This is a genomic window from Acinetobacter portensis (assembly GCF_009372215.1).
In the GTDB taxonomy this organism is placed as follows: Bacteria; Pseudomonadota; Gammaproteobacteria; order Pseudomonadales; family Moraxellaceae; genus Acinetobacter; species Acinetobacter portensis.
On record NZ_LWRV01000033.1, the window covers coordinates 21,011 to 45,487 of the forward strand.

At 36.9% G+C, this 24,477-nt stretch carries 24 protein-coding genes; 7 read left to right on the forward strand and 17 right to left on the reverse strand.

Features of this window, described 5'->3' with window-relative positions; translation table 11 throughout:
* Nucleotides 1–42: 42 nt before the first annotated feature.
* Both A6M14_RS02035 and A6M14_RS02040 read right to left on the reverse strand, forming a co-directional pair.
* Nucleotides 43–1,101, reverse strand: a complete 1,059-nt coding sequence (locus A6M14_RS02035) for an asparaginase (RefSeq protein ID WP_152873260.1) — start codon at nt 1,099–1,101, stop codon at nt 43–45.
* 193 nt (nt 1,102–1,294) lie between these two features.
* The gene (locus tag A6M14_RS02040) at nt 1,295–2,725 is read right to left on the reverse strand and encodes a pyridoxal phosphate-dependent aminotransferase (RefSeq protein ID WP_152873262.1); all 1,431 of its coding nucleotides are present in this window, start codon (nt 2,723–2,725) and stop codon (nt 1,295–1,297) included.
* A 226-nt stretch (nt 2,726–2,951) separates the two neighbouring features.
* Here A6M14_RS02040 and msrB point away from each other — a divergent pair, with 226 nt between their 5' ends.
* From msrB to A6M14_RS02055, 3 genes are all read left to right on the forward strand, one after another.
* Nucleotides 2,952–3,371, forward strand: a complete 420-nt coding sequence (gene msrB / locus A6M14_RS02045; protein ID WP_152873301.1) for a peptide-methionine (R)-S-oxide reductase MsrB — start codon at nt 2,952–2,954, stop codon at nt 3,369–3,371.
* A complete protein-coding gene (locus A6M14_RS02050; RefSeq protein WP_152873264.1) occupies nt 3,368–3,847 on the forward strand; it encodes a glutathione peroxidase in 480 nt (159 codons plus the stop codon). Before msrB ends, A6M14_RS02050 begins: the two co-directional genes overlap by 4 nt.
* 74 nt (nt 3,848–3,921) lie before the next feature.
* Nucleotides 3,922–4,350 carry an energy transducer TonB gene (locus A6M14_RS02055; RefSeq protein ID WP_171500226.1) on the forward strand — a complete coding sequence of 143 codons (429 nt, stop codon included), beginning with the start codon at nt 3,922–3,924 and terminating at the stop codon, nt 4,348–4,350.
* Nucleotides 4,351–4,382: 32 nt separating this feature from the next.
* On the opposite strand, the gene dapC is transcribed toward A6M14_RS02055, so the two are convergent.
* The 5 genes from dapC to A6M14_RS02080 form a co-directional block, all read right to left on the reverse strand.
* Nucleotides 4,383–5,552 carry a succinyldiaminopimelate transaminase gene (gene dapC / locus A6M14_RS02060; protein WP_152873266.1) on the reverse strand — a complete coding sequence of 390 codons (1,170 nt, stop codon included), beginning with the start codon at nt 5,550–5,552 and terminating at the stop codon, nt 4,383–4,385.
* 23 nt (nt 5,553–5,575) lie between these two features.
* The gene (glnD, locus tag A6M14_RS02065) at nt 5,576–8,242 is read right to left on the reverse strand and encodes a [protein-PII] uridylyltransferase (RefSeq protein WP_152873267.1); all 2,667 of its coding nucleotides are present in this window, start codon (nt 8,240–8,242) and stop codon (nt 5,576–5,578) included.
* A gap of 27 nt (nt 8,243–8,269) precedes the next feature.
* On the reverse strand, nt 8,270–9,484 hold the full coding sequence (gene purT, locus A6M14_RS02070; RefSeq protein ID WP_171500227.1) for a formate-dependent phosphoribosylglycinamide formyltransferase: 1,215 nt from the start codon (nt 9,482–9,484) through the stop codon (nt 8,270–8,272).
* Nucleotides 9,485–9,638: 154 nt separating this feature from the next.
* Nucleotides 9,639–9,986 carry an L-valine transporter subunit YgaH gene (ygaH, locus tag A6M14_RS02075; protein ID WP_152873272.1) on the reverse strand — a complete coding sequence of 116 codons (348 nt, stop codon included), beginning with the start codon at nt 9,984–9,986 and terminating at the stop codon, nt 9,639–9,641.
* A complete protein-coding gene (locus A6M14_RS02080; RefSeq protein ID WP_171522147.1) occupies nt 9,976–10,713 on the reverse strand; it encodes an AzlC family ABC transporter permease in 738 nt (245 codons plus the stop codon). The genes ygaH and A6M14_RS02080 overlap by 11 nt, the downstream gene beginning before the upstream one ends.
* A gap of 123 nt (nt 10,714–10,836) precedes the next feature.
* Here A6M14_RS02080 and A6M14_RS02085 point away from each other — a divergent pair, with 123 nt between their 5' ends.
* Nucleotides 10,837–11,316, forward strand: coding sequence for a hypothetical protein (locus A6M14_RS02085; RefSeq protein ID WP_152873274.1), 480 nt, complete (start codon nt 10,837–10,839; stop codon nt 11,314–11,316).
* Between the two features lie 165 nt (nt 11,317–11,481).
* Here A6M14_RS02085 and A6M14_RS02090 read toward each other — a convergent pair whose 3' ends face one another.
* Nucleotides 11,482–12,189, reverse strand: coding sequence for a Crp/Fnr family transcriptional regulator (locus A6M14_RS02090; RefSeq protein ID WP_152873276.1), 708 nt, complete (start codon nt 12,187–12,189; stop codon nt 11,482–11,484).
* Nucleotides 12,190–12,289: 100 nt separating this feature from the next.
* On the opposite strand from A6M14_RS02090, the gene A6M14_RS02095 reads away from it, so the two are divergent.
* Nucleotides 12,290–12,832, forward strand: coding sequence for an Mpo1 family 2-hydroxy fatty acid dioxygenase (locus A6M14_RS02095; RefSeq protein ID WP_152873278.1), 543 nt, complete (start codon nt 12,290–12,292; stop codon nt 12,830–12,832).
* A gap of 182 nt (nt 12,833–13,014) precedes the next feature.
* On the opposite strand, the gene A6M14_RS02100 is transcribed toward A6M14_RS02095, so the two are convergent.
* Both A6M14_RS02100 and ychF read right to left on the reverse strand, forming a co-directional pair.
* Entirely contained in the window at nt 13,015–13,626 is a 612-nt protein-coding gene (locus A6M14_RS02100) for a superoxide dismutase (RefSeq protein ID WP_152873280.1), read from the reverse strand.
* A 190-nt stretch (nt 13,627–13,816) separates the two neighbouring features.
* A complete protein-coding gene (gene ychF / locus A6M14_RS02105) occupies nt 13,817–14,908 on the reverse strand; it encodes a redox-regulated ATPase YchF (protein ID WP_152873282.1) in 1,092 nt (363 codons plus the stop codon).
* A gap of 165 nt (nt 14,909–15,073) precedes the next feature.
* On the opposite strand from ychF, the gene A6M14_RS02110 reads away from it, so the two are divergent.
* The gene (locus A6M14_RS02110) at nt 15,074–15,964 is read left to right on the forward strand and encodes an AbiTii domain-containing protein (protein WP_152873284.1); all 891 of its coding nucleotides are present in this window, start codon (nt 15,074–15,076) and stop codon (nt 15,962–15,964) included.
* A 44-nt stretch (nt 15,965–16,008) separates the two neighbouring features.
* Here the strand turns inward: A6M14_RS02110 and A6M14_RS02115 are convergent, their stop codons facing one another.
* From A6M14_RS02115 to A6M14_RS02145, 7 genes are read right to left on the reverse strand one after another with little or no spacing between them, the layout of a single operon-like run.
* The gene (locus A6M14_RS02115) at nt 16,009–16,665 is read right to left on the reverse strand and encodes a methionine ABC transporter permease (RefSeq protein ID WP_152873286.1); all 657 of its coding nucleotides are present in this window, start codon (nt 16,663–16,665) and stop codon (nt 16,009–16,011) included.
* Nucleotides 16,649–17,716, reverse strand: coding sequence for a methionine ABC transporter ATP-binding protein (locus tag A6M14_RS02120; protein ID WP_152873288.1), 1,068 nt, complete (start codon nt 17,714–17,716; stop codon nt 16,649–16,651). The genes A6M14_RS02115 and A6M14_RS02120 overlap by 17 nt, the downstream gene beginning before the upstream one ends.
* 11 nt (nt 17,717–17,727) lie before the next feature.
* A complete protein-coding gene (locus tag A6M14_RS02125; protein ID WP_152873290.1) occupies nt 17,728–18,561 on the reverse strand; it encodes a MetQ/NlpA family ABC transporter substrate-binding protein in 834 nt (277 codons plus the stop codon).
* A gap of 10 nt (nt 18,562–18,571) precedes the next feature.
* Nucleotides 18,572–19,417 (reverse strand): MetQ/NlpA family ABC transporter substrate-binding protein, encoded by an 846-nt coding sequence (locus tag A6M14_RS02130; RefSeq protein ID WP_152873292.1) that lies wholly within the window; start codon nt 19,415–19,417, stop codon nt 18,572–18,574.
* Nucleotides 19,418–19,441: 24 nt separating this feature from the next.
* The gene (locus tag A6M14_RS02135) at nt 19,442–20,869 is read right to left on the reverse strand and encodes an LLM class flavin-dependent oxidoreductase (protein ID WP_152873294.1); all 1,428 of its coding nucleotides are present in this window, start codon (nt 20,867–20,869) and stop codon (nt 19,442–19,444) included.
* Nucleotides 20,869–22,092: an SfnB family sulfur acquisition oxidoreductase gene (locus A6M14_RS02140; protein ID WP_152873296.1), complete on the reverse strand. Its 1,224-nt coding sequence runs from the start codon at nt 22,090–22,092 to the stop codon at nt 20,869–20,871. Before A6M14_RS02140 ends, A6M14_RS02135 begins: the two co-directional genes overlap by 1 nt.
* Nucleotides 22,093–22,102: 10 nt before the next feature.
* Nucleotides 22,103–23,305, reverse strand: a complete 1,203-nt coding sequence (locus tag A6M14_RS02145; RefSeq protein ID WP_152873298.1) for an SfnB family sulfur acquisition oxidoreductase — start codon at nt 23,303–23,305, stop codon at nt 22,103–22,105.
* A 360-nt stretch (nt 23,306–23,665) separates the two neighbouring features.
* On the opposite strand from A6M14_RS02145, the gene A6M14_RS02150 reads away from it, so the two are divergent.
* Nucleotides 23,666–24,430: a glutathione S-transferase family protein gene (locus A6M14_RS02150; RefSeq protein ID WP_152873299.1), complete on the forward strand. Its 765-nt coding sequence runs from the start codon at nt 23,666–23,668 to the stop codon at nt 24,428–24,430.
* Nucleotides 24,431–24,477: the final 47 nt, after the last annotated feature.

The window sequence follows — 24,477 nt, forward strand, 5'->3', positions numbered from 1 at the left end:
AAATGCGCCATAAGAGGCGCATTTTTTATTTAAATAATTAAATTAATAATCCCAGAACATGCGCTGAATTTCTTTTGCATCTTTAGTTTTTGTTAAGGCTAATGCAGCCAAAATTCTTGCTTTCTGTGGATTTAAGTCATGTGCAACTACCCAGCCGTATTTATCATCAGGTTGTTCGGCATTGCGTAATACAAAACCTTGAGGCACACGTGATGAGCGAATAATTTGTACACCATCTGCCTGTAATTGATTTAGTGTTGGTACGATATATTTCGCTACAGAGCCATTACCTGTACCTGCATGAATAATCGCTTTTGCACCTGCTTTTTGATAAGCAAGATAGGCATCTGGCAACATATTTGTTGAGCCATAAACAATTTGTACAAGTGGTAGGGCATCACCCTTAATGTTTTCAATGTTAAATTCTGATGCATTGTTGAAGCGTTTTGCTACGTTTCGGAACCAATAAGGCTTACCTTCAACAAGCGTACCTAATGGACCCCATTGGCTTGCAAATGCATTGGTATGAATATTAATAGTCTTTGAAACATCACGCGCTGCAAAAATATCATCATTCATTAGAATCATTACGCCTTTGCCTTTGGCGCTGTCCGATGCTGCAAGTGCGACTGCACTATAAAGGTTCAGAGGGCCATCGGCAGAAAGCGCTGAAGGTGGGCGCATAGAAGCAACAAGTACAATTGGCTTGTCGGTTTTAATCACTAAACTTAAGAAAAAAGCCGTTTCTTCAACTGTATCTGTACCATGTGTAATGACAACGCCATTTACTGATGGTTTTTTCACTAAGTCATTTACTTGACGTGCAATACTTAGTAGTTCTTTATCTGTAATACTTTCAGATGCAATTTGAAGAGCCTGAACGCCTGTAACATTGGCTAAATTCTGAATTTGCGGAACCGCATTTAATAAATCATCTACGGGAACTTTAGCAGCTGTGTAAGTTGCACTATTGGTGGAACTTGCACCTGCACCTGCAATGGTACCGCCTGTTGCAACAACGACAACATTATTTTTAGCGAAAGATGAAATTGGAATAAGTAAGCTAAGAGAAAGAGCTAATGTGGTTAATGTTTTTTTCATTACATTTCCTTGTTTGTTGTCATTTATAAAACATCCTGAGTAATTAACTTAACCAAAGAAGTTTGTTCAGGATATAGTCAAAACTAAATATCAATTTAAAAATCATCATTTGAAATGATGAGTATTGGTATCAAAGGCAATGCAATAAAAAAGCCAAGTGTGAACACTTGGCTTAATTTTTTTTAATGATGAATTAACGCATTTTTGCTAAGAAGCGACCTAAGCGGCTAATTGCTTCGCGTAATTCATTTTCAGCGGGTAAGAACACCACACGGAAATGATCGGGCGTTGGCCAGTTAAAACCTGTACCTTGAACCAAGAGTACTTTTTCTGCACGAAGCAAATCAAGCATAAGCTGTTCATCATCCTGAATAGGGTAAACATTTGGATCAAGTTTAGGGAAGCAATACATTGCGCCTTCTGGTTTTACACAAGACACGCCTGGAATTTCATTTAACATTTCCCATGCAATGTTGCGTTGTTCGTATAAACGACCACCTGGGCGAATTAAATCGTTAATTGACTGATAACCACCTAATGCTGTTTGAATTGCATATTGCGCTTGATGGTTTGCACACAAACGCATAGAAGCCAACATATCTAGACCTTCAATGTAGTCTAAAGCACGTGATCGATCACCTGTAATTGCCATCCAACCTGAGCGGTAACCTGCAATACGATATGCTTTAGAAAGACCATTGAAAGAAACGCACAGTTGATCGCCCGCAAGCGCAGCAACTGAAACATGTTCAATACCATCGTAAATAATTTTGTCGTAAATTTCATCTGCGAACAAAATGAGGTCATATTTTTTAGCAAGAGCGACAATTTGCTCTAAAACATGGCGTGGATAAACAGAACCTGTAGGATTATTTGGGTTAATAATCACAATACCGCGTGTATTTGGTGTGATTTTGCTTTCCATATCGGCAATATCTGGGTACCAGCTCTTTTCTTCATCACATTTATAGTGGATTGCTGTACCGCCAGATAGGTTAACCGCAGCTGTCCATAATGGATAGTCAGGCATTGGAACAAGCATTTCATCGCCATCATCCAATAAGCCTTGCATTGCCATCACAATAAGTTCTGATACGCCATTACCAATATACACGTCATTGACATGCATATTGAGAATGCCTTTTTGTTGGTAGTACTGACAAATGGCTTTACGTGCCGGGAAAATACCTTTTGAGTCTGTGTAACCAATGGCATTTGGTAAGTTTAAAGCAACATCATTAATAATTTCTTGCGGTGCTTCAAACCCAAAAGGAGCAGGGTTACCAATATTTAATTTAATAATTTTGTGACCAGCTTCTTCCATCTCATTGGCCGCTCGTAACACTGGTCCGCGAATGTCGTAGCATACATGCTCGAGTTTTGAAGATTTTTTAATTTCGCGACGGGGTTGGAAAGTGTTCGACATTTTGATGTTCTCGGAATGAGTGGTAGTCACTTTTGCGTAACGGTATAAATAGCTTTTAAATGTCTCAGTGGTTACAAGATCAAGATGGTGTTCATCTCTAAGCAGTGTAACTATTTTTTCATGCGTAAACCCTACCTGTTGATACTGTTTAATGACAGGTAATAGGTTTTTAAAAAGAACGCTCTTTTTTTGCGACATTTTTTATCCTGAGTAAGAATATGACTAAGCCTATCACTAAATTTACGCATAAAAAAGCAATTAATGCGTAATTTGCTTACTTTGTTTTTAAGTTTTGCTTACTTTTTGCTTTTTTAGCATTATAGGTCTTTTGTAAAATGTTGAATAAAGACTAGAAATTTTAATATGAATCACGTAAATATAGAATTATCTTATTTTAAACAGCAAGATGGAAAGGTACGTAATCATGGGAAAACTCAATAAAACAGAAAGAGAATGGCAAAGAGAGTTATCACCTGAAGAATTTCGTATTACAAGACAGAAGGGAACTGAAGCGCCATTTACAGGTAAATATTGGAATACTAAGCAGGAAGGCGTTTATTATTGCCGTTGCTGTGGAGAAGAATTATTTGCATCTGAAACAAAATTTGATAGCGGTTGTGGTTGGCCGAGTTTCTACAAACCAATTAATTCATCTGTAGTGGAAGAACAACAAGATACGTCACATGGGATGGTCAGAACTGAAATTATTTGTCATCATTGTGATGCACATTTAGGACATGTTTTTCCAGATGGACCAGAGCCGACAGGATTGCGCTATTGCGTAAATTCGGCATCACTAGAATTAAAATCACAAGAAAAAAATGATGAGGATACCTATCCATGACAGATGTTTATCAATTCGATGCTGAATTGTTGGACGGTCAAAATAAATCTTTTGCCGATTATAAAGGCAAAGTTTTATTGATTGTGAACACAGCGAGCAAATGTGGTTTTACGCCACAATTTTCGGGATTAGAAAAACTTTATCAGAAATACAAAGATCAAGGTTTTTTGATTTTAGGATTTCCCTGTAATCAATTTGGTGGGCAAGACCCTGATTCAAATGAACAAATAGGTTCTTTTTGTCAAAAAAACTATGGGGTAACTTTTCCCATGTTTGCCAAAGTGGATGTAAAAGGTGCTGAAGCGCATATACTATTTCGTTACTTGACCAATAATAGTAAAGGTGTTTTGGGTAATGGAATTAAGTGGAATTTCACTAAATTTCTGATTGGTAAAGATGGTACTGTGCTTGATCGTTTTGCACCAACAACGAAACCAGAGGCGTTGGAAGAAGAAATTGAAAAAGCATTGAAATAAGTGATTAAATAAGGCAATCGAAAGGTTGCCTTAAATTATTGACACTTAAAATGCAAAATAGATATCGAATAATCATGAGTTTACTTTTGGGAGCTTTTACAGCTTTCCAATACGTTCACTCGGAAGATAAAGATCAGTACAGTAAACTACTCAAAATACTAGAAACTCCGCAACCTAAGTATGAAATTCAAGATCGTGATTATAAAATTGACACGAAATTGTATAAAAATGAATATGAAGTCGATTGGGCATCAAGACCGCAATTTAATGTTAGTGCACAAGAATTTAAATATTATAAAAATGCTATTCAAGTGAAAATGACTGTTATTGCGAGTACAGGTTATATTGGTGATGCCGTTGTTGTTAAAAGTTCGGGTTCTAAAATAATAGATCAAAAGGTATTAGATGCTGTGAAGCTTGCTCGTTTAGATAAAATTCCGTACGTCGATAAAGCCGTAACATATAACCTAATATATGATTTTGAAATAAAAAAACCACTGTAAGCACAGTGGTTTTTTATGCGTATTATTTAAACTTAAAGAATAGCTTTAAGACGTTTTACGACTTCTTCACATTGAGCAATGTCTGCAACCAATGCCATACGCACGTGATTTTCACCCGGATTACCTTGCTCTGTATCACGAGATAAGTAACGACCTGGTAAAACTTTAATGTGTGCTTTTTCCATGAGTAATTTGGCAAAAGTTTCATCATTATCTACTTTTAACCAGTAGTAGAAACCTGCATCTGGTTTTTGAAGTGGTAATAAATGACCCAATTCATTTTGGAATAATTCAAACTTAGCGCGGTAAAGTTTACGGTTTTCTTCAACGTGTGTTTCATCATCCCAAGCGGCAATAGACGCAAGTTGATGTTGAATAGGCATCGCAGCGCCATGGTATGTGCGATATTGCAAATAAGGTTTCAATAAGTTTGCATCGCCCGCAACAAAGCCCGAACGCATCCCTGGTAAGTTTGAACGTTTAGAAAGTGAATGAAATACCACGCAATTCTTATAATCATCACGTCCTATTTCAGCGCAAACTTCTAATAAACCCACAGGTGCTTCATCGAACCAAAGTTCTGAGTAACATTCATCTGATGCAATGACAAAGTTGTATTGGTCTGAAAGCGCAATCAGCTTTTTGAACTGTTCTTTTGAAAGAACTGCACCTGTAGGATTACCCGGTGTACACACAAAAAGAAGGGCTGTTTTTTCCCAAACTTCAGCAGGCACAGCATCAAAATCGCCTAGATAGTTATTTTCTTCTGTGCAGTTGATGAAGTAAGGTTTAGCACCTGCAAGTAATGTTGCACCTTCATAAATTTGATAAAACGGATTTGGCATCACCACATAAGGCGCTTCTTCACGATTTACCAATGCTTGAACAAAAGAGAAGATTGCTTCGCGTGTACCTGAAACAGGTAAAACATGCGATTCAGCACTTATCGCATTAAGTTTAAAACGACGAGATAACCAATTCGCAATGCTTTCACGTAATTCAGGTAAGCCTTTGCTATTTGGATATGTAGACAAATGTTTGAAATTGTCGATGATCGCTTGTTTTACAAACTCCGGTGCAGGATGTTTCGGTTCACCAATAGATAAAGGAATTAAAGGTAAATCCGCAGTTTTCACATCCTGAAAAAGTTTATTTAACTTTTCAAATGGATATGGGTGTAATAAAGACAAGCTAGAGTTCATGGAGCGAATACCAAACAATTAAATTAATGTTGTACACATACTTGATTTGAAGCTTCATCTAATGCCGATTTTAATTGTTCAGCAAGAGTTTTGGCTTCTTCGTCAGTCATTGGGATGCCATCTTTTTTAGTGACATAGAAAATATCTTCTGCGCGTTCGCCAAGTGTAGCAATTTTTGCAGAGTGAATATCTAAACCTTGCATCATAAATAAACCACCCACTTTGGCAAGTAAACCCGGATGATCTAGAGTAGCAATTTCAACCATATTTTGATTGAGTGCTTCATTGAATGAAATATCAACTTTATTTTCAATATCAAAATGGCGTAATTGGCGTGGAATACGACGTTGCATTAAACCTGGGTATTTGTCCGATTGACTGAGTGCTTTCACTAATGCATCTACGACCGTTTCTTCACGTTCAGGGTCTGTAAGTAATGTACCAAAACGGTCAAGAACCACATAAGTGTCTAAGCTAAATGCGGTGCTTGCGGTAATAATACGTGCATCTTGAACATCCAGATTCATACGGTCAAGAATGGCTACGGTTGTTGCGAATAAATTTGGCTGATCTTGTGTGTAAATAAAGATTTGAACGGCATCTTGCGCATATTTACGGTGAGCACGCATAAGAACAAGTGGTGCAGAATTATGACCATGTTGAAGAATAGCGCGTGTATGCCATGCAATTTCATCGGCAGATTCTTTTAGGAAGTATTCATCGCCTAGCTCTTGCCAAACTTTTTCAACTTCATTGAGCGCAAAATCATTGACCAATAACTCACTTGCAGCAAATTTAGTGTCTTCAATGAGCATTTGATAATCTACAGGACGACCTAAACCTGAGCGAATGACATCACGGGCATGGGTGTATAATTGACGCATAAGTGATGCGCGCCATGTGTTCCAAAGCGTAGGGTTTGTGGCATTAATATCGGCAACAGTAAGGGCATATAGATAATCTAAATGCTCCATATCTCCCATTTTTTCAGCAAAAAGCTTCACAATATCTGGGTCTGAAATATCTCGTTTTTGCGCGGTAACAGACATACCAAGATGGTTTTTAACTAACCAAGCAACTAAATTACATTCACGTTCTGTTAAGCCGTGTGCGCGGCAGAATGAAATGGCATCCGATGCGCCAAGTTGACTGTGGTCACCGCCACGACCTTTGGCAATGTCATGAAAAATTGCGGCTAAATATACAATGTCACGTCTTACCAGACGTTGGAAAACTGAACTTACAACAGGAAAGTCTTTGGCAAATTCGGGTTCTTTAAAACGGTTTAAATTACGTAATAATAATAATGTGTGAGCATCAACTGTATAAATATGGAACAAGTCATATTGCATTAGCCCCATAATTTGCCCAAATGCAGGAATATAATTGCCTAAAACACCATAACGTTTCATTGCATTCATGGTTTCATATAAGCGATCTGGTGATCGAATAATGGACATGAATAATGCTTGATGTTCAGGATTATCTCGGAAACTTTGATCTATACTTTTTGCTGAAAGCGTAAGTAAGCGTAACGTACGCGCGCGAATGCCATCAATATCAGATCGATTTGCCAATAAATAGAAGATTTCTAAAATTGCACTTGGCTTTTCAGAGAACGTTTTATGATGTTGTACCGCTAATTTTCCATCTACAATTTTGAAGTTTTCATTAATTTCTTCAATTTTACGTTCGTAATCGGGCAAGCGAGGGGTAATGACAGATTCATTGAAATAGGCTAAAAGCATTTCATTGAGTGTTGTGACTTGTTGCGCCGTTCTGTAATAACGCTTCATGAACTGTTCAATAGAATAGTTTGCCGATTGACCTTCTTCACATTCATAACCGAATATTGTTGCAATATCACGCTGATAATCGAACAATAAACGGTTTTCATCACGTTTAGTCATACGGTGCAAATAGTGGCGAATTTCCCAAAGGAAGCATTCTGCTTCTTCTAAAACACCCAATTCAAATTCTGAAATGAAGCCTAAATGGACTAAATCATAAATGCGGTTTACACGGAAATGACGTTTTGCAATCCAACCAATTTGGTTAATGTCACGAATACCACCTGGTGCATTTTTAATATCGGGTTCTAAATTACTTTCTGTATTGTTATGTTGAGCATAGCGTTTTGCTTGCTCTTCCATTTTTGCATCAAAAAATGTTTTATCTGTCCAAGACTGAGAAACTATACGACGTGGCCATTTTGCTAAATGTTCATTACCCGTAATTAAACGTGCTTCAATGAGTGCTGTTGCAACGGTTAAATCGTTTGTTGCTTGAACGACACAATCTTGAATGGTGCGAACGCTAATAGCAGGTTTGAAATTACCGACATCCCATAAAGATGAAATAAAGGTAGAGATTAATTTTTCTTGTTCAGTTGTAATTTCATGCTCTGACAAAATCATGATGTCGACATCTGAATAAGGCAACATTTCACGACGGCCATAACCACCTACGGCAAATAAGCCTAAATTAGTGGTTTGAAGTTCTGCGTGTTGCCATAGGAATTTCAGTGCTTCATCAATTAAGTTTGATCGAGCAAGAATTACTTCACGGATAGACTGTCCCTGATCAAAATACGCTTGAAGCTGATTTTCCACGTCTGAACGCCATTGATTAATCGCTTTAATATCGTGGTTGCTTTTAACGTAATTGTGTAAGGGTAAAGTATTGATCATGAACAGTATCCGTTGTTTATCTCTAACTTAGTTTTGATTGACTTTGACAAGGTTTGCCGTATTTTTTGCGAGTTCACGTGCTTGATCGGTAGATTCTGCACGTGCAGTTGCAACGCCCATACGACGACGTTTAAAGCCTTCTGGTTTAGCAAATAATCGTAAGTCTGTGTTTGGATTTGCTAAAGCAAGATCTAAGCCAGAATAAGACAAGTTAGTATCATCTACGCCTGCATAAATGACAGCACTTGCTGCAACACTATGACGTGTTGTATTTACGGGTAAGCCTAAAATAGCACGTGCATGTAATTCAAATTCACTTTGGAATTGAGATGCAAGCGTCACTAAACCCGTGTCATGCGGGCGAGGAGACACCTCACTAAACCATACTTTATCTGCTTTTACAAACAGTTCCACGCCAAAAATACCGCATCCACCTAATGCCACAGTGACTTTATGCGCAATACGCTTTGCTTCTTCTAATGCTGCAGGTGTCATGGCTTGAGGTTGCCAACTTTCAACATAATCGCCTGAATCTTGCAGATGTCCAATTGGGTCGCAGAAAGAGGTTTCAATTTCGCCTGTTTCTGGGTTTTTAGAACGAACTGTTAATAAGGTAATTTCAAAATCGAAATCAATTTGAGATTCAACAATGACAGTCCCTTGATTTACACGACCACCTGTTTGTGCATATTCCCAAGCTGCATCAACTTCATCGAAGCTTTTTACACGAGATTGACCTTTACCTGAAGAAGACATCACAGGTTTTACAAAGTTTGGATAACCAATATCATCACATGCCGCACGGAAAGATTCTAAGGTATTGGCAAAGCGATAAGCCGATGTTGGTAAACCAAGTTCTTCAGCAGCAAGTTTACGAATCCCTTCACGGTTCATGGTTAAATTAACGGCTTTTGCAGAAGGGATGATAGTCGCAATGTTTTGTTCTTCGATTTCAAGTAGGACTTCGGTTGCAATTGCTTCAATTTCAGGAATAATTAAATGGGGTTTAACGTGATGAATAAGTTTTTTTAATTCTGTGGCATCTGCCATATTAATTGTATAAGCATAGTGTGCAACTTGCATTGCCGGTGCATTTTCGTAGCGATCTGCCGCATGCACTTCAACACCTAATCTTTGTAAAGAGATCACCACTTCTTTACCCAGTTCACCTGAACCTAAAAGTAAAACTTTAACAGCAGAAGATTGAAGTGGGGTACCAATAGTAACGCTCATGTAAATCATCCATGCTTAATTTTATGGACTTTTAGCATATCAGAACTCGAACAAGTGTTAAGCATGGATTCACGTAAAATAATGATATTGTCTAACAGTTTTTTTTATAACTTTATTTGGCAATATCATCTTTGAAATTTATAATTTTTTGACTTAAAAGCAATTAAAATGGCATTGGATAGTACGTATAAACAAGCCCATAAGCCAATGCCGCGGTTAATGTCGCAGGCACAATTTGTTTAAATTTGAAATATAAACCTGTGAGTACAGTAAAGCCAACAAGCATCGCAAAGCTTTTATTTGGTGTTTCTAATAAAGGCGGTAATGTTGCGACCACAAGCATAGAACTAATGGCGGCAATACCAATACTTCCAAGTGCAATTTTAATCCAAAGCGAACCGCGTTTTTGTGAACCTTCTTGGCGCTTTTGAATAAAGTAAAATGGCCCAAAACGAGAAGCAAAGTTGGCAATACCCACAATAATACCAACAAGAATAATCTCAAGATTCATGATGATCTCCAACAAGTTCTTCATCGTATTGCTTTAAAACATAATGTTTAAATAAGCCTGCCAAAATACCTGATGTAATACCAATGAAAATGGCTGCTGAAAGGTCAATGAAATAACACGATATTGCAGAAACAATAATAGTGATAGCAACAATAAAAGTATGCTTACGTTCAAATGCAGCCAATAAGAAACTTAAGAACAATGCAGGCAATAAGAAGTCTAAAGCGGCTTGTAAAAATTGCGGTAAGTTGCTGACTTGATCTGCAAAAAGACCGCCCAAAAAAGAACCTAAAGCCCAAGACAACCAACTAAATAAACTTAAGCCTAGCATCCAAGATTCAGACCATTCTTGGCGACGTTGAGAAAGCTTAATCATGCCTGAGGCAAAAACTTCATCGGTTAAGCCCCAAGACCAAAGAGCTGTTTTTTTAAGATTAAGTTTATCTTGAATTAAATTTTGCAGTGCAGGGCCGTATAGAAGATGACGAATATCTAATGCAATGACGGTCAGAGCTGTCATCCAAATAGATGTACCGCTACCTAAGAGGGCAACCACTAGAAATTGACTTGCACCTGCATACATTGAGCATGAAAGAAAAAGTGCTTCCCAAGCAGTGAATCCAAATTGTGTGGCAGATACACCAAATGCAAATGAAACAGGAAGATAGGTGAAAATAATGGCTTGGCTATCTTTTGCACCTTGCCAAAATCCTGCGGGTTTTAAAATTGTTGTTTTTCCCAAAGACACATTTCACCTTACAAAGTATTAAACAAATAAATAAATGTAGATTGAGTATTCTAGCCGAATTTACTAGCATAGTGCCTGATTGTTTTAGGTAGCATGCATAAAATGTTGAAGTTTAATGTTCGTTCTTTATTGATCGTTTCTTTATTGAGCAGTGGTTTTTTATTACAAGCGTGTGGAAATAATGATTCGAAAGATCAAGCAGTTGAAATTAAGCCTGCACCTAAGTTGACAAATGATGCAACCACATATGCACATGCAGCTTGGGACTTTATCAATAAAGTTGATCCACTCATTTATGCAAATAAGGTTGATCAATTAGAAGAACAGGTGCGTAAACCTGCACGTAAATTAAGTACAGATTGGCGCATTAATGTGAAAATGACAGATTCTGTGACTGAAGGTAAATATGCTTTATGTCGTAAGGCATTAACCAGTCTAGAAATTTGGGCACGTGAAACGATTGATCAATCGAGTTCTGTTGATCAGAAAAAAGCAGATTATGAACGTGATAAAGCACAATGTAAGGGTGCAATTGATAATCCTGCATTGGGAAATACAGACCCGAAAAAGAATGGCGTTTAACTGGTCATAATACGAATAATTAAAAGCAGAACTTCATGTTCTGCTTTTTTTGATTTTGAATTCTTTAAAAGTTATGAATCTATAAAGGGTTTTTAGCGTAAGCCCAAGTAAAAAATGCATAAAATATTTTTGAATTTTTCACAGAAATCATTTTCTAGGAATAATTCATTTATTTTGCTCATTTAAGTTGTAAGCAATCTTTTGTAGTCTTTCATTATCAAGCACTTCAATTCTTTTAAATGTAACTTTAATAACACCTTGTTTTTCTAAGTTTTGTAGTTCTTGATTAATCGTTTGTCTTGAGCAGACTAACATTTGTGCAAGTTGTTCTTGAGATAAATGAATAATATTGTTTTCTATGTGTAGATGATTACCGTACCCGCCTAATATCACCAATAAACGCTGTGCAAGTCGTTGATAAATGGTTTGAGTTTGAATAGAAATAAGTTCTAGAAAAGCGAAACGTAATTTTTGGCTAGTAAGCTTTGCGATATAAAACCAAAACTGAGGATGGTCATTTAAAAGCTGAATCATTTCTTGAGCATGAATATGTAGAATGACCGATTTTCTAGTCGCAATAGCATCATGTGAGCGTGGTTGCTGATCGACCAATGAAATTTCACCAAACCACATAATAGGTTCAACAATTGCAGCAACAGCTTCTTTGCCTTGAATGTCGATATAGCCTAAGCGAACAGAGCCTTCTAATACGGCATAAAGACCATTAAAAATATCGCCTGAAAGGAAAATTTTCTGATCTTTTTCCGCATGTAAAAGTTGGGATTTTTCTAAAATAAAAGTTTGAAATATAGGGGGGAGCTCAGAAAACCATACGTTATTTTCTAATTGTTTTATATCGCGTAGCTCTAACATAAAACTTCCTTTTTCTTATCATTGTAACTGTCGGGTAGCCGACAACTTGCCTGTTTAATATCTTATATATTGTAAGAAGAATATAAGCAAGGAGATTGCTATGACGAGATTAGAAAAACTATTAAGCCAATATGCAGCGTATCATTTAGATCGTAAGAATGTATTCACTCATTTTATTGGAATTCCACTTATTGTATTTGCCATTTTGTGTTTAACAGCAAAAGCAGGTTTTGTTGTTGCAGGTTTTCCTATTACTTTGGCTCTATTATTAATTGTAGCAAGCGTGATTTATTATCTGAGCTTAGATTTAATTTTTGGTGTGGTTATGGCGGCTATTTTTGCAATAGCTTATCCGTACGCATTAATTATTACTGAAATGTCTATTACGCATTGGCTCACATTAAGTATTTCAACATTTGTTATCGGGTGGATTTTTCAATTTGTTGGGCATTTTTATGAAAAGAAAAAACCTGCATTTATGGATGATGTGATTGGTTTAGCGATAGGACCATTATTTGTATTGGCTGAGCTAATTTTCTTAATGGGTTTGCGAAAACCACTTGAAGAAAAAATGTTGATTGAGGCGAAAAAGCTACGTTCAGAAATGGATCAAACATCTTTGAAAGCTGTGAATGCCGATTAAGCTTTAAAGATTTAAGACTTAGATTCTCAAATGAAGCCCCACAATTAGGGGCTTTGTCTTTATGGAAACCAAACTAAATAATTGATTTAAAAATAAGAAAACATCCAAATAATAAAATGAATATTCCTATATAAAAACGAATGGCTTTAAATGATGGCATGAGGATATCAGTCATCCAATATTCACTGAATTGCAGCTAAATAACGACGGTTTACTTCTTGCCAATTCACCACATGATAAAAGGCTGCAATATATTCAGGACGACGGTTTTGATATTGTAAATAATAAGCATGTTCCCAAACATCTAAAGCTAAAATAGGGGTGTTGCCATGCATTAGTGGTGAGTCTTGATTGGCGCTACTTTCCACAACTAGCTTTTTATCAGGCGTAACACTTAACCAAGCCCAACCACTTCCAAAACGACTAATTGCAGCTTTCGTAAAGGCTTCTTTAAATTTTTCAAAACCACCGAGTTCTTGTTCAATGGCTAAAGATACTTGTCCAATCGGATCTCCACCACCTTGAGGGCTCATCACTGTCCAAAATAAGGAATGATTGGCATGGCCACCGGCGTTATTAATAACTGTATTTTTTAAATCGGCAGGAACTTCATTCACACGAGAAACCAGTTCTTCAACGATTAATTTTTCCCAGTCTGTTCCCTCAATCGCTGCATTGATATTATTGATATAGGTTTGGTGATGTTTTGTATGATGAATTTCCATTGTCTTAGTATCTAAGTTTGGTTCAAGTGCGTTATATGCATAAGGCAAAGCAGGTAGAGAATAAGCCATGGTTTTCATCCTGTTTTATAGTTGAGTATTTTAGTAGGAATGAGTGTAGGGCAATATTTATGCTATGTAAATATTAATGATTATTATTATTGTTTGTTATTTATTATTATTTGCCTTTTATTTAATATTGATGAAGTTGTTTTGCACAAAAAAAAGCCCCTAAAGTAGGGGCTTTTTTAGTATTTAATATTTATACATTAAAACGGAAGTGTAAAACATCGCCATCTTGAACGATGTAAGTTTTACCTTCTAAACGCCATTTACCTGCTTCTTTCGCGCCAGCTTCACCGTTGTATTGAACGAAATCATCGTAAGCAACACATTCAGCACGAATAAAGCCTTTTTCGAAGTCTGTATGAATAACACCGGCAGCTTGTGGCGCTGTAGCACCAACTTTAACAGTCCAAGCACGAACTTCTTGAACGCCTGCTGTAAAGTAAGTTTGTAAGCCAAGTAAGCTATAACCTGCACGAATAACCACGTTAAGACCTGGTTCTTCCATGCCCATTGCTTCTAAAAATTCCGCACGATCTTCATCTTCTAAAAGAGAAATTTCTGCTTCAATTTGGTTGCAAAGAGGAACAACAATTGCATTTTCTTCAGCAGCTAATTTTTTAACAGCTTCTAAATGTGGGTTATTCTCGAAACCATCTTCAGCAACGTTTGCAATGTACATCGTTGGTTTTAAAGTCATTAAACCAAAACCACGAACAAGTTTACGTTCGTCATCATCTAAATCTGCGGCACGAGCAGGTTTGCCTTCGTCTAATAATGGCTGAATTTTTTCTAGAATTGCTTTTGTTGCAATTGCTTCTTTATCGCCACTTTTTGCAGATTTTGCTAAACGTGTAATTGCTTTTGCAACAGCTTCAAGGTCAGCAAGTGCAAGTTCAGTGTTGATTGTTGCAATATCATCTAATGGATCAATTTTACCATTAACATGAATAACGTTTTCATCTTCAAAACAACGAACAACGTGTGCAATTGCATCTGTTTCACGAATGTTCGCAAGGAATTGGTTACCCAAGCCTTCACCTTTAGATGCGCCTGCAACTAAACCTGCAATATCTACAAATTCCATAGAAGTCGGGATAACGCGTTGCGGTTTTACAATTTCCGCTAATTTGTCCATGCGAAGGTCAGGTACAGGTACGATGCCTGTATTTGGTTCAATTGTACAGAATGGGAAGTTTTCTGCAGCAATAGCAGCTTTAGTCAATGCATTGAAAAGTGTAGATTTACCAACGTTCGGCAAGCCGACAATACCGCAATTAAAACCCATGAAATGACTCACACAGTGTTATATGAAAAATTGTGTTCGATTTTACATGAAAGCCATGACAAAGTCAGGTCGCAAATTATTTAGATTTGAGATGAATTGAAGCTAGATACACGATATATTCAAGAGTAAATGGCAGTAAATCAATAAATTGGATAGGATTTTATTTTGGTAGATTCAATAGTATTAAAATTACGATCGCTTGCTTCTGATCCTACAAGTGACGTTGAAGAGCTTTTGAGTAAGGCTTTAATTGTATCTAGAAAGCTAAAAATTAAAAAATTTAGAAAATGGTGTGATTTAGAGTTAGAAGGCTATGCTGACCAAAGTTTGCCTGAGTATAGAAAATTTAAAGGTCAATTAAAAGTTTTTAATCGTTTCCATGGATTACAACCATTTATGATTAGAGATGATTGGGATGAAAGGATTACTGCAGTCGAAATCAATCAATCAATTGGTGAAATTATAAACTCATTAAAGCAAGATGGAGATAGGTTTCGTAAAGAGCTACCAAATAACGTTAAACATGAATTAATGGAAATGCAAGATAGTCATGCAAAGCTTGAGCCAAGAGTTGTTTTTTATAGAACACAATTACTAGGTATTCTGACTAAAGTGCGTTCAATTATTTTGAATTGGACACTGAAGCTTGAAGAAGATGGAATATTGGGAGAAGGTCTAAAATTTTCAGATAAAGAGAAAGAAGTTGCTATGTTGGTTAATAATTATAATATTCAAAATATGCAGGGTATCGCTGGTAATGTATCGGGTGCAAGTACAGTAAATCAAAATAATACAATGAATATTTCTAAAATGAATTTTGAAGATTTAGCGCAATATTTAATGAGTAATAAAGTTGCATTTGCAGATATTAAGGATCTAAAGGATGCTGTAAATATTGATCCAATTCCGACAGAACCGAACAAGTTGGGTAAAAATGTAAGTGATTGGATTGGAAAAATGATTGGTAAGTCTGCAAGTGGTTCTTGGGATATTGGGGTTTCAGCAGCAGGAACATTATTAGCAGAATCTATTTCCAAATTTTATGGATTAAGCTAATTAAATATAAAAGCCCAAATTTAATTGGGCTTTTATTTGGAATTTTAAATCTTCCGTTTATCTAATTGTGCAGATAAGGCATCACCTGTGGCTTGAATCAGCATCACTAAAACAACAAGCACTAAAATCACCGCAAGCATAATTTGCATATCAAAACGTTGATATCCATAACGATAAGCAATATCACCTAAACCACCTGCACCAATCGCACCCGCAATTGCTGATGAGTTAATCATCGTTACGAGCGTTACGGTAAAGCCTGCAACAATTCCAGGAAGTGCTTCGGGTAAAAGCACATGCCAAATAATTTGTTTACGGTTACAGCCAATGGCTTGGGCAGCTTCAATTAAGCCTGTATCTACTTCGCGTAAGCTCACTTCTGCAATACGAGCAAAGAAAGGTGTTGCTGCAAGGGTAAGGGGAACCACAGCCGCCCACACGCCGTAACTTGTTCCTACAATAAAGCGTGTAATAGGAATAAGTGCGACCATTAAAATTAAGAATGGAATAGAACGAGTAATATTTACAATCCAGCCTAAAACTTGGTTAATACTTTTTGATGGATAAATACCGTGATCGGATGTAATGACAAACACAACCGCAAGGGGTAAACCAATGAGTAAAGCAACAAATGCAGATACCCCAACCATCAACAAAGTATCAATAGTTCCTGTGATTAGTAAATCAATGAGTTGTTGCATAGCCAAGTACCTCAATGTGTGCAATATGTTGTTTTAATTTTTGCTTTAATGCGTCTATATCTAAATGTGGATTTGATGTGGTGATAATAATAGAACCAATCAAATGCCCTTGAATGCTATCGATATGACTTTGATATAAATGTACAGGCGCATCAAAAGCATCAAAAATATCTTTAAGATTTGGCGATTGATGAACACTTGCTTCGTAACGTAATTTCAACACGATTGATTGCTGTTCATTTTCTAAAATAGGCTGAATTTCAAAAGGCAATTCAAGCTGTTCAAGATTTAATAATTCTTGCGTAATTTTTTGCTGAGGATTGGAAAATACAGACCAAACCTGACCCGATTCAACAATTTCACCTTTATCAATGACCACAACTTGATCGCAAATTTCACGAATCACTTGCATTTCATGGGTAATTAAAACAATGGTGATACCTAACTTTTGATTAATTTCTTTCAAAAGAGAAAGCACAACCGATGTACTTTCTGGGTCAAGTGCAGATGTTGCTTCATCACAGAGTAAAATTTCAGGTTTATGAACCAAAGCACGTGCAATACCAACACGTTGTTTTTGTCCGCCTGAAAGCTGTGAAGGATAATGATCTGCTTTATCGCCTAAACCCACCAAATCTAAGACTTCATTAACACGTTGTTCAATTTCATCTTTTTTATGGTTAGAAATTTTGAGCGGTAAAGCGACATTTTCACGTACTGTTTTTGCAGACATTAAATTAAAGTGCTGAAAAATCATACCAATACGTTGGCGTAAAGCAATCAGCTCTGCATGATTTAAATGCTCAAGCTCTTCTTTATGAATATGAATACTGCCTTCGGAAATACGTTCTAAACCATTTAAAGTTCGAATTAACGATGATTTTCCTGCACCACTTTTTCCAATAATTCCAAAAATTTTTCCTTCAGGAATATCTAAATTAATATCTTTGAGTGCGTGAACTTGCGTACCTTGAACATCATAAAATTTGTTTAAATTTCTGATGGTGATATGAGGGACTGCAAATTCAACATGAGATCCAAAACTGACCATATTTATTCTCCTTATTTCCAGCCTTCAAACCACATACCTTTGCCGAAATCTTTGTCTAAAATTGCACGAACTTTCTCGGAATTCTGGAAGGTTTCAACCACGGTTTTAAGCTTGTCATCTTTATCTTGATAGTCTTTACGCGTTACGAAAAGAATGGCGAATTTTTTATTGATTGGGTCAATAAATAGGGCAGAGTTCGGATCTGCAACTTTTGCCAATTTTAAGTAATGTGGAAAGCCTAGAATTAAGTCTGCTTCATTGTAAGCATGAGCAGTTTGTGGACCTTCAACTTCAATAAGTTTGAGGTTTTTAGGATTACTAGTGATGTCTTCTAATGTTGTGAGTTCATTATTGACATCTTTAACGGTAATTAAGCCTGCACGTGCTAAAAGTGTTAAACCACGAGATAAATTGACAGGGTCGCTTGGTACAACCACTTTGGCATTGTCAGGTAAATCTTTTAAAGTTTTATACTTTTTAGAATATAAACCGACATGACTTCCCGAACCTTTACCAAATGCGTGTAAGTCGTAGCCTGTTTCACGAACAGCATTGGCTAAGAACACGCTTTGTTGGAAAAAATTTGCATCGATATCGCCATTTTGAACGGCAACGTTTGGTGCTTGCCAGTCTGAAAATTCAATAATTTCAAGATTGATCCCTTTGGCTTTTACATCATCTGCAACGCTTTTTAACAGCTCTGCATAAGGTGGGCTAATACCAATTTTTAATACGTTGTCGAGCGATGTATGATTTAAAAATCTGTACCCCACGAGACCTGCAATAATTGCAATGACCACCACGGCAATTGAAATAAGCTTTTTATTTTTTACTTGTGTAGACATCATAAATCCCTTATTTCCAGCCTTTGAACCAAAGTTTTTCACCAATTTCATCATTCAGTTGTTGTTTTACTTTGTCTGAATTTTGGTAAATTTGAATGAACTTTTTCAGTTGTTCAGCTTTTTCAGGAGACTTTTGTTCATAGTCTTCACGCACTACAAATAAAATGGCATAAATTGTGTTATTAATTTCATCTAAAATTAAAGCATCATTTGGATCGATGGTTTTCGCCAAACGTAAATACATTGGGTAAGTAAATACTAAATCTGCATCATCTACCGCACGTGCAGTTTGTGGACCTTCAACTTCAATAAAGTTTAATTTTTTAGGATTTGATGCAATATCTTGTAAGTTCGATAAATGATTTTCAGGATCTTTTAAAGAAATTAATTTTGCATGTTGTAGAAGTAATAGCGCGCGACCTTGGTTTACAGGATCATTTGGAATCACCACACGTGCACCATCTTGAACATCTGCAATAGATTTATACTTTTTAGAATACAAACCCACGTGTGTGCCTGAACCAATACCAAGCGGTTTTAATTTAAAGTCCGCATTAGCTTTTAATGCATTGGTTAAGAAGGGTTGATGTTGGAAATAGTTGGCATCAATATCACCATGATTTAAAGTAATATTGGGTGTGTTCCAATCGGAAAATTCAACTAATTTTACGTTAATTCCTTCTTTTTTTGCTTCATCTACAGCCACCTGTAATGGTTTAGCAAAAGGAGGGCTAATTCCAATGACAAGTTCTGTCGTATTCGTTTTTTTCTGATATGTCCACGCTACAAGCGCGACAATAATTGCAACTAAAGCTACCCCGATAATCGTAAGCTTCGATTTTGATGATTGTGCCATTTTGCACCTCTAAATTTAGTTTTATTAAGCTGTTTGTTTTTGAGTTTGAATCTGGTCTAAATGCGCATCCGAGCTTTGACATCGAAATTGGTGAATAGGATGAGTGTCTGGAAGACGATCGCCTTTTTGAAATATTTTGTGGCGTAAGCTTCCTTGTTCATATGCTGTTTTATAGCGTCCGCGTTTTTGTAATTCTGGAATCACATAATGAATAAAATCGTGGTGTGATTCAGGTGCAACGGTGCGTGTTAGGTTAAAACCATCGAGTCCTGAAATATCAATAAATTCGATGAGTTTTTCAGCTACAGTTGCACCACTGCCTACAATCAGTGGATAACGACCACCTAATAAATGCTGTGCTTTTAAATCTGCAATGGTGACTTTTTGCTCTTTAAAACGATTATTTACAGAAACAATGCTATTGGTCTGTTTGTAGGGAATGGCTTCATCATCGGCAAATTGACCTAAGTCTGTGCCAATAGAACTCGAGAAATGTGCAAGACCTGCTTCAGGACTTGCATACTGAACATATTCACGTAATTTCTTTTCTGCAAGTTCATCTGTTTCAGCAGAAACGACAGTAATACCTGCAAAGAGTTTTAAGGCATCTCCATCACGTCCTTGTTCAGAAGCCAATGCACGAATTTTATCGACTTGAACTTTGATTTTTTCAGGCGTATCTCCACCAATAAACATCGCTTCTGCATGATTGGTTGCAAACTGCATGCCTTTAGGCGAAGCACCTGCTTGGAAAAGAACAGGGGTGCGTTGTATAGATGGTGATACTTGAAATACGCCTTGGCTATTGTAGAAACGTCCGTGATGTTCAATCGCATGTACTTTACTTGGATCAGTAAAAATACGACTGGCTTTATCTTTTAGGACAGCATCATCTTCCCAAGAACCTTCCCAAAATTTATAGCAAAGTTCTAAAAACTCTTCGGCTTGTTCATAACGAAGGTCATGATCTTTTAAGCCTTTTTGTCCAATAAGACGTTCTGCGCTGTCCAAATAGCCTGTAACAATGTTCCAACCAATACGACCTTTTGTAAGATGGTCTAAACTGGCAAAACGACGTGCAAATTGATAAGGCGATTCATAGCTTAAATTGACGGTAATCCCAAAGCCTAAGTTTTTAGTAACCGCAGCCATTGCTGAAACCAATGTACTTGGATCATGGCTTGGGAGTTGAATCGATTCTTTTAAGGTTAAATCGATGCCATTTTGATAGACATCATAAACACCCGTAATGTCTGCAATGAAAAGACCATCGAACAAACCTTTTTCTAATGTTTGAGCAAGATCTGTCCAATAGCTTAATTCATTAAAGCGGTGCGATTCATCTCGCGGATGTGTCCATAAACCATGGTTGATATGACCTACGCAGTTCATATCAAAAGCATTGAGTAGAATTTTTTTTGGCGCAGTTTCCTTTTGCGTAGTGTTGCTCATTACAAAGTCCCCCGACGTGGTGGTAAAACACCGTTTAATACGTAATTTGCGATAAAGTAATATTTCCAACGTGAACTATCATGCAGGGTGTGTACACGTGCATTGCGCCAAAAACGGTCTAAACCATCATTGCTTTGGCTACCACGGCTACCTGCAAGTTCAATGAGTTTTGAAGATGCTTTTAAGGCTGTTTCAGTGCTATGCGCACGAACTTTGGCAACATCAATAGAGGCTTTGGCAATGTTTTCTGCATTTGGATAGGGTTTTGCTGCATCAATAGATTGTGCTGCTTGTTTTAATAACACTTCAGATGCACGAACATCGGCGGCAATACGACCAATTTCATAAATCGTTAAAGGATCAGCTGTTGCGACATCTACGCCTGAATCAATCCAAGGACGCGCTTGACGAACACGAAGCAAAGTTTCTTCAAATGCTGCACGAGCAATACCCACTTCAATGGCTGCATGTATGATTTGTGCAAAAGGACCAACGAGCGTAGGTGAGCTAAAAGAAGTATCAAATGGAATGACATCTTCAGATGAAACAATCACTTTATCGAATTTAACTGTGCCGCTTCCTGTTGTTTTCTGACCAAAGCCTGTCCAATCATCAATCAGGCTAATACCTTCGCTATGACGAGGAATAAAAGCTAAAAATTCACGTTCATTGTCATCTTTAACTAATGTTGGAATTCGATGTGCGAATAAGCTTCCTGTGCAATAAAATTTCTCGCCATTTACAATAAATTGATCATCGTAGGGGCGAAGAGTGGTGTGTCGAACAGAGGCATTTTTTGTTTTAAATTCTGCAAGAGCATTACCAAAACGTGCACCTTTTAAAACTTCTGCATATAATTTTTGCTTTTGTTGTTCCGAACCTGTGTTGCGTAGAACTTCAAGTGCATAAAAATGATTTTGTGGAATTTGCCCAAGTGAGCCATCTACACCACTAATTAAAGCAATAATTTTAGCTACAGTAAGACTTGAAACATCTGCGCCACCATATTCTTTAGGCACAGTAATAGCCCAAAGACCAGATTGGCTATAAGCCTCTATTTCTTCAAAAGGCAAAATTCTGTCAGCATCACGTTGAATGGCATTGGTTTTGAATTGTTCTGCTAGGGTTTTTGCAATTTCTAAGGCTTCTGCATCAGATTGAATAATATGTGCATCGGCAAGTTGCGTTGCTTCTAAGGGCACAATAGTTTGAAATGAAGTCATGTTGTTCTCCTTAAATCCACGCGTGTTTTGCAGGCAGTTTATGATTGAGGTAATAATCACCTAGGGCATGCAGTTTCCAGCGAATTGGATCATGTAAGGTGTGTACACGTGCATTACGCCAATGCTGATCTAAATTGTGTTGGCGTAGGCTTGAACGGCTACCGCCCAGTTCTAAGAGTTTTTCTGAAATTTGTAGGGCAGCATCATTGGCATAAATTTTTGCTTCAGCCACAATAATTGATGCTTTTGCAGCTTCTTCAGCGGTGATCGACTCTTTAGCTTCAAGTTCATCTAAATATTCGGCAGCTTCATCGAGCAATAAAATGGCAGCATCTAAAGTAATGTTGAGTTTGCCAACTTCTTGTAGGGTGTAATGTTCTTGACTGGCTTTGGCAACGCCAGAGTCGATAATTGGGCGGGCTTTATGAATGGCTGTTAACGTGTCATCAAAAGCAGCTTCTGCAATACCGACATCAATGGCAACTTGTAGAAGCTGAGAGAATGAGCCACGAACAGATGGTTTTTCTTGCAAAATGCGATCATCTAAAATAAGGAACGGATCGACTTCAACATGTTTAAGTTTTACTGTTCCACTAGATGTTGTACGTTGCCCAAAGCCATTCCAATCATCTACAACTTCTACGCCTGCTGAATAACGGTCTACAATAGCTAAAACAGTATGTCCTTCAGGATGAATGGCTTTAATGGCTAACCAATCTGCAAAGCTACTTCCTGTTGAATAGAATCTTTCACCATCTATAAAGTAACGACCATTTTCATTACTAATTTGAGTACTAATGGTTGCGGTGTTTTTTGTATTACGTTCAGGTCCACCATTTGCAAGACGTTTTCCGTTTAAAATTTCGTTAAAAATAAATTGTTTTTGTTCTTCTGTTCCAACAGAGTTCACTATGTTTAATAGACCAAATTGGTTTTGTGGAATTTGTCCTAAACTAGAATCTGCTTTGTTAATAATACGAAATACATGCGCTAAGGTTTTATTTGATACACATGCACCGCCGTATTGTTTTGGAATACGAATTCCACTCAAGCCTTTTTGGCTAAATAAATCGACCTCAGCAAAAGGAAGTGAACGCTTTTGATCACGTTCATTTCGACCTTCCAAAGCAAAATCTGCAACTTGATAAGCGGCATTTATTGCTTCTTGGTCATTTTCGATAATACGAATATTTTTAGGAATAATACGAGACATAGCGACACCTTTAATGATGTTCAAAAGCTACGCTCGAATGCTTAAAATATTAAATGACCGATTGTGCTGAACTTAGCAGAAAGAAACTTTAAGAAAAAAAGTGATTATTAATTACTCTAATTTGATAAATTAATTATTTGAAATTTAATGATATTATTAAAATAATTAAAAATAGATGTTTTATTTTGAATTGTGTTTTATCAACTTAAAAGATAAAGAAGCGATAAAATTATATAAAAGCTGACAGAATTAATAGGGATTAAAGTATCAATACAAACAGACATGACATTGTATTTTGCAGAGGGTGTGTCTAAAGTATCGAACATAAGAACAAGTTGTATTTATTATTTTGGAGAATCTATGCGAACTTTGTACCAGTTTCCTTTATCACACTTTTGTGAAAAAGCACGTTGGATGCTAGATCATAAAGAACTGGAATATGTGGCGCATAACTTAGTCCCCATTGTTCATCGTGCATTTGCAAAACTAAAAACAGGGCAATACAAACTGCCTATTTTGCATGATCAAGAACGTTGGATTGCAGACAGCACTCAAATTGCTTTGTATTTAGATGATATTTATCCTGAAAGAACCTTATTGCGTGCAGAAAAATTGCAACGAAATGAAGCCTTAGAAATTAACGATTTAGCCAATGAATTGGGTCGTCATGTTCGTCGTTGGACGATGGCACATGCTTTATCTAAAGATGAAGAATCATTAGATCTTTTGATTGGTGAAAAAGGCTATTTGCGACAATTTGAAAAATATTCAAAACCCATTATGAAAAGTCTAGTTTCAAAAGGTTTGAAATTAGATGAAGCGCAAATTAACGATTCAAAAATAAAAATGGATGATTTGGTGAATACACTGAATCAAAAGCTTATCGATCAAAAAGGGCGTTACTTTGTAGGAGATCGATTAGGTTTGGCTGATATTGCAGTATGTTCGATGCTCGCTCCGATTTTAGAAATTGAAGCTACGCCGTGGGAAAAAGAACATGGTGAAATTTCATCTGAAGCATTTAGGGAATTTAAAGCAACATTAACCGATATGCCTTTGGGGCAATATGTACTGCGAGTTTATCAAACTGAACGGAATGCTCGTGTAGATTGGCGAGGCATTTAAAGTCTTTAAAGTGTCATCACCAATAATTAACCTGAGTTCGATGAAAT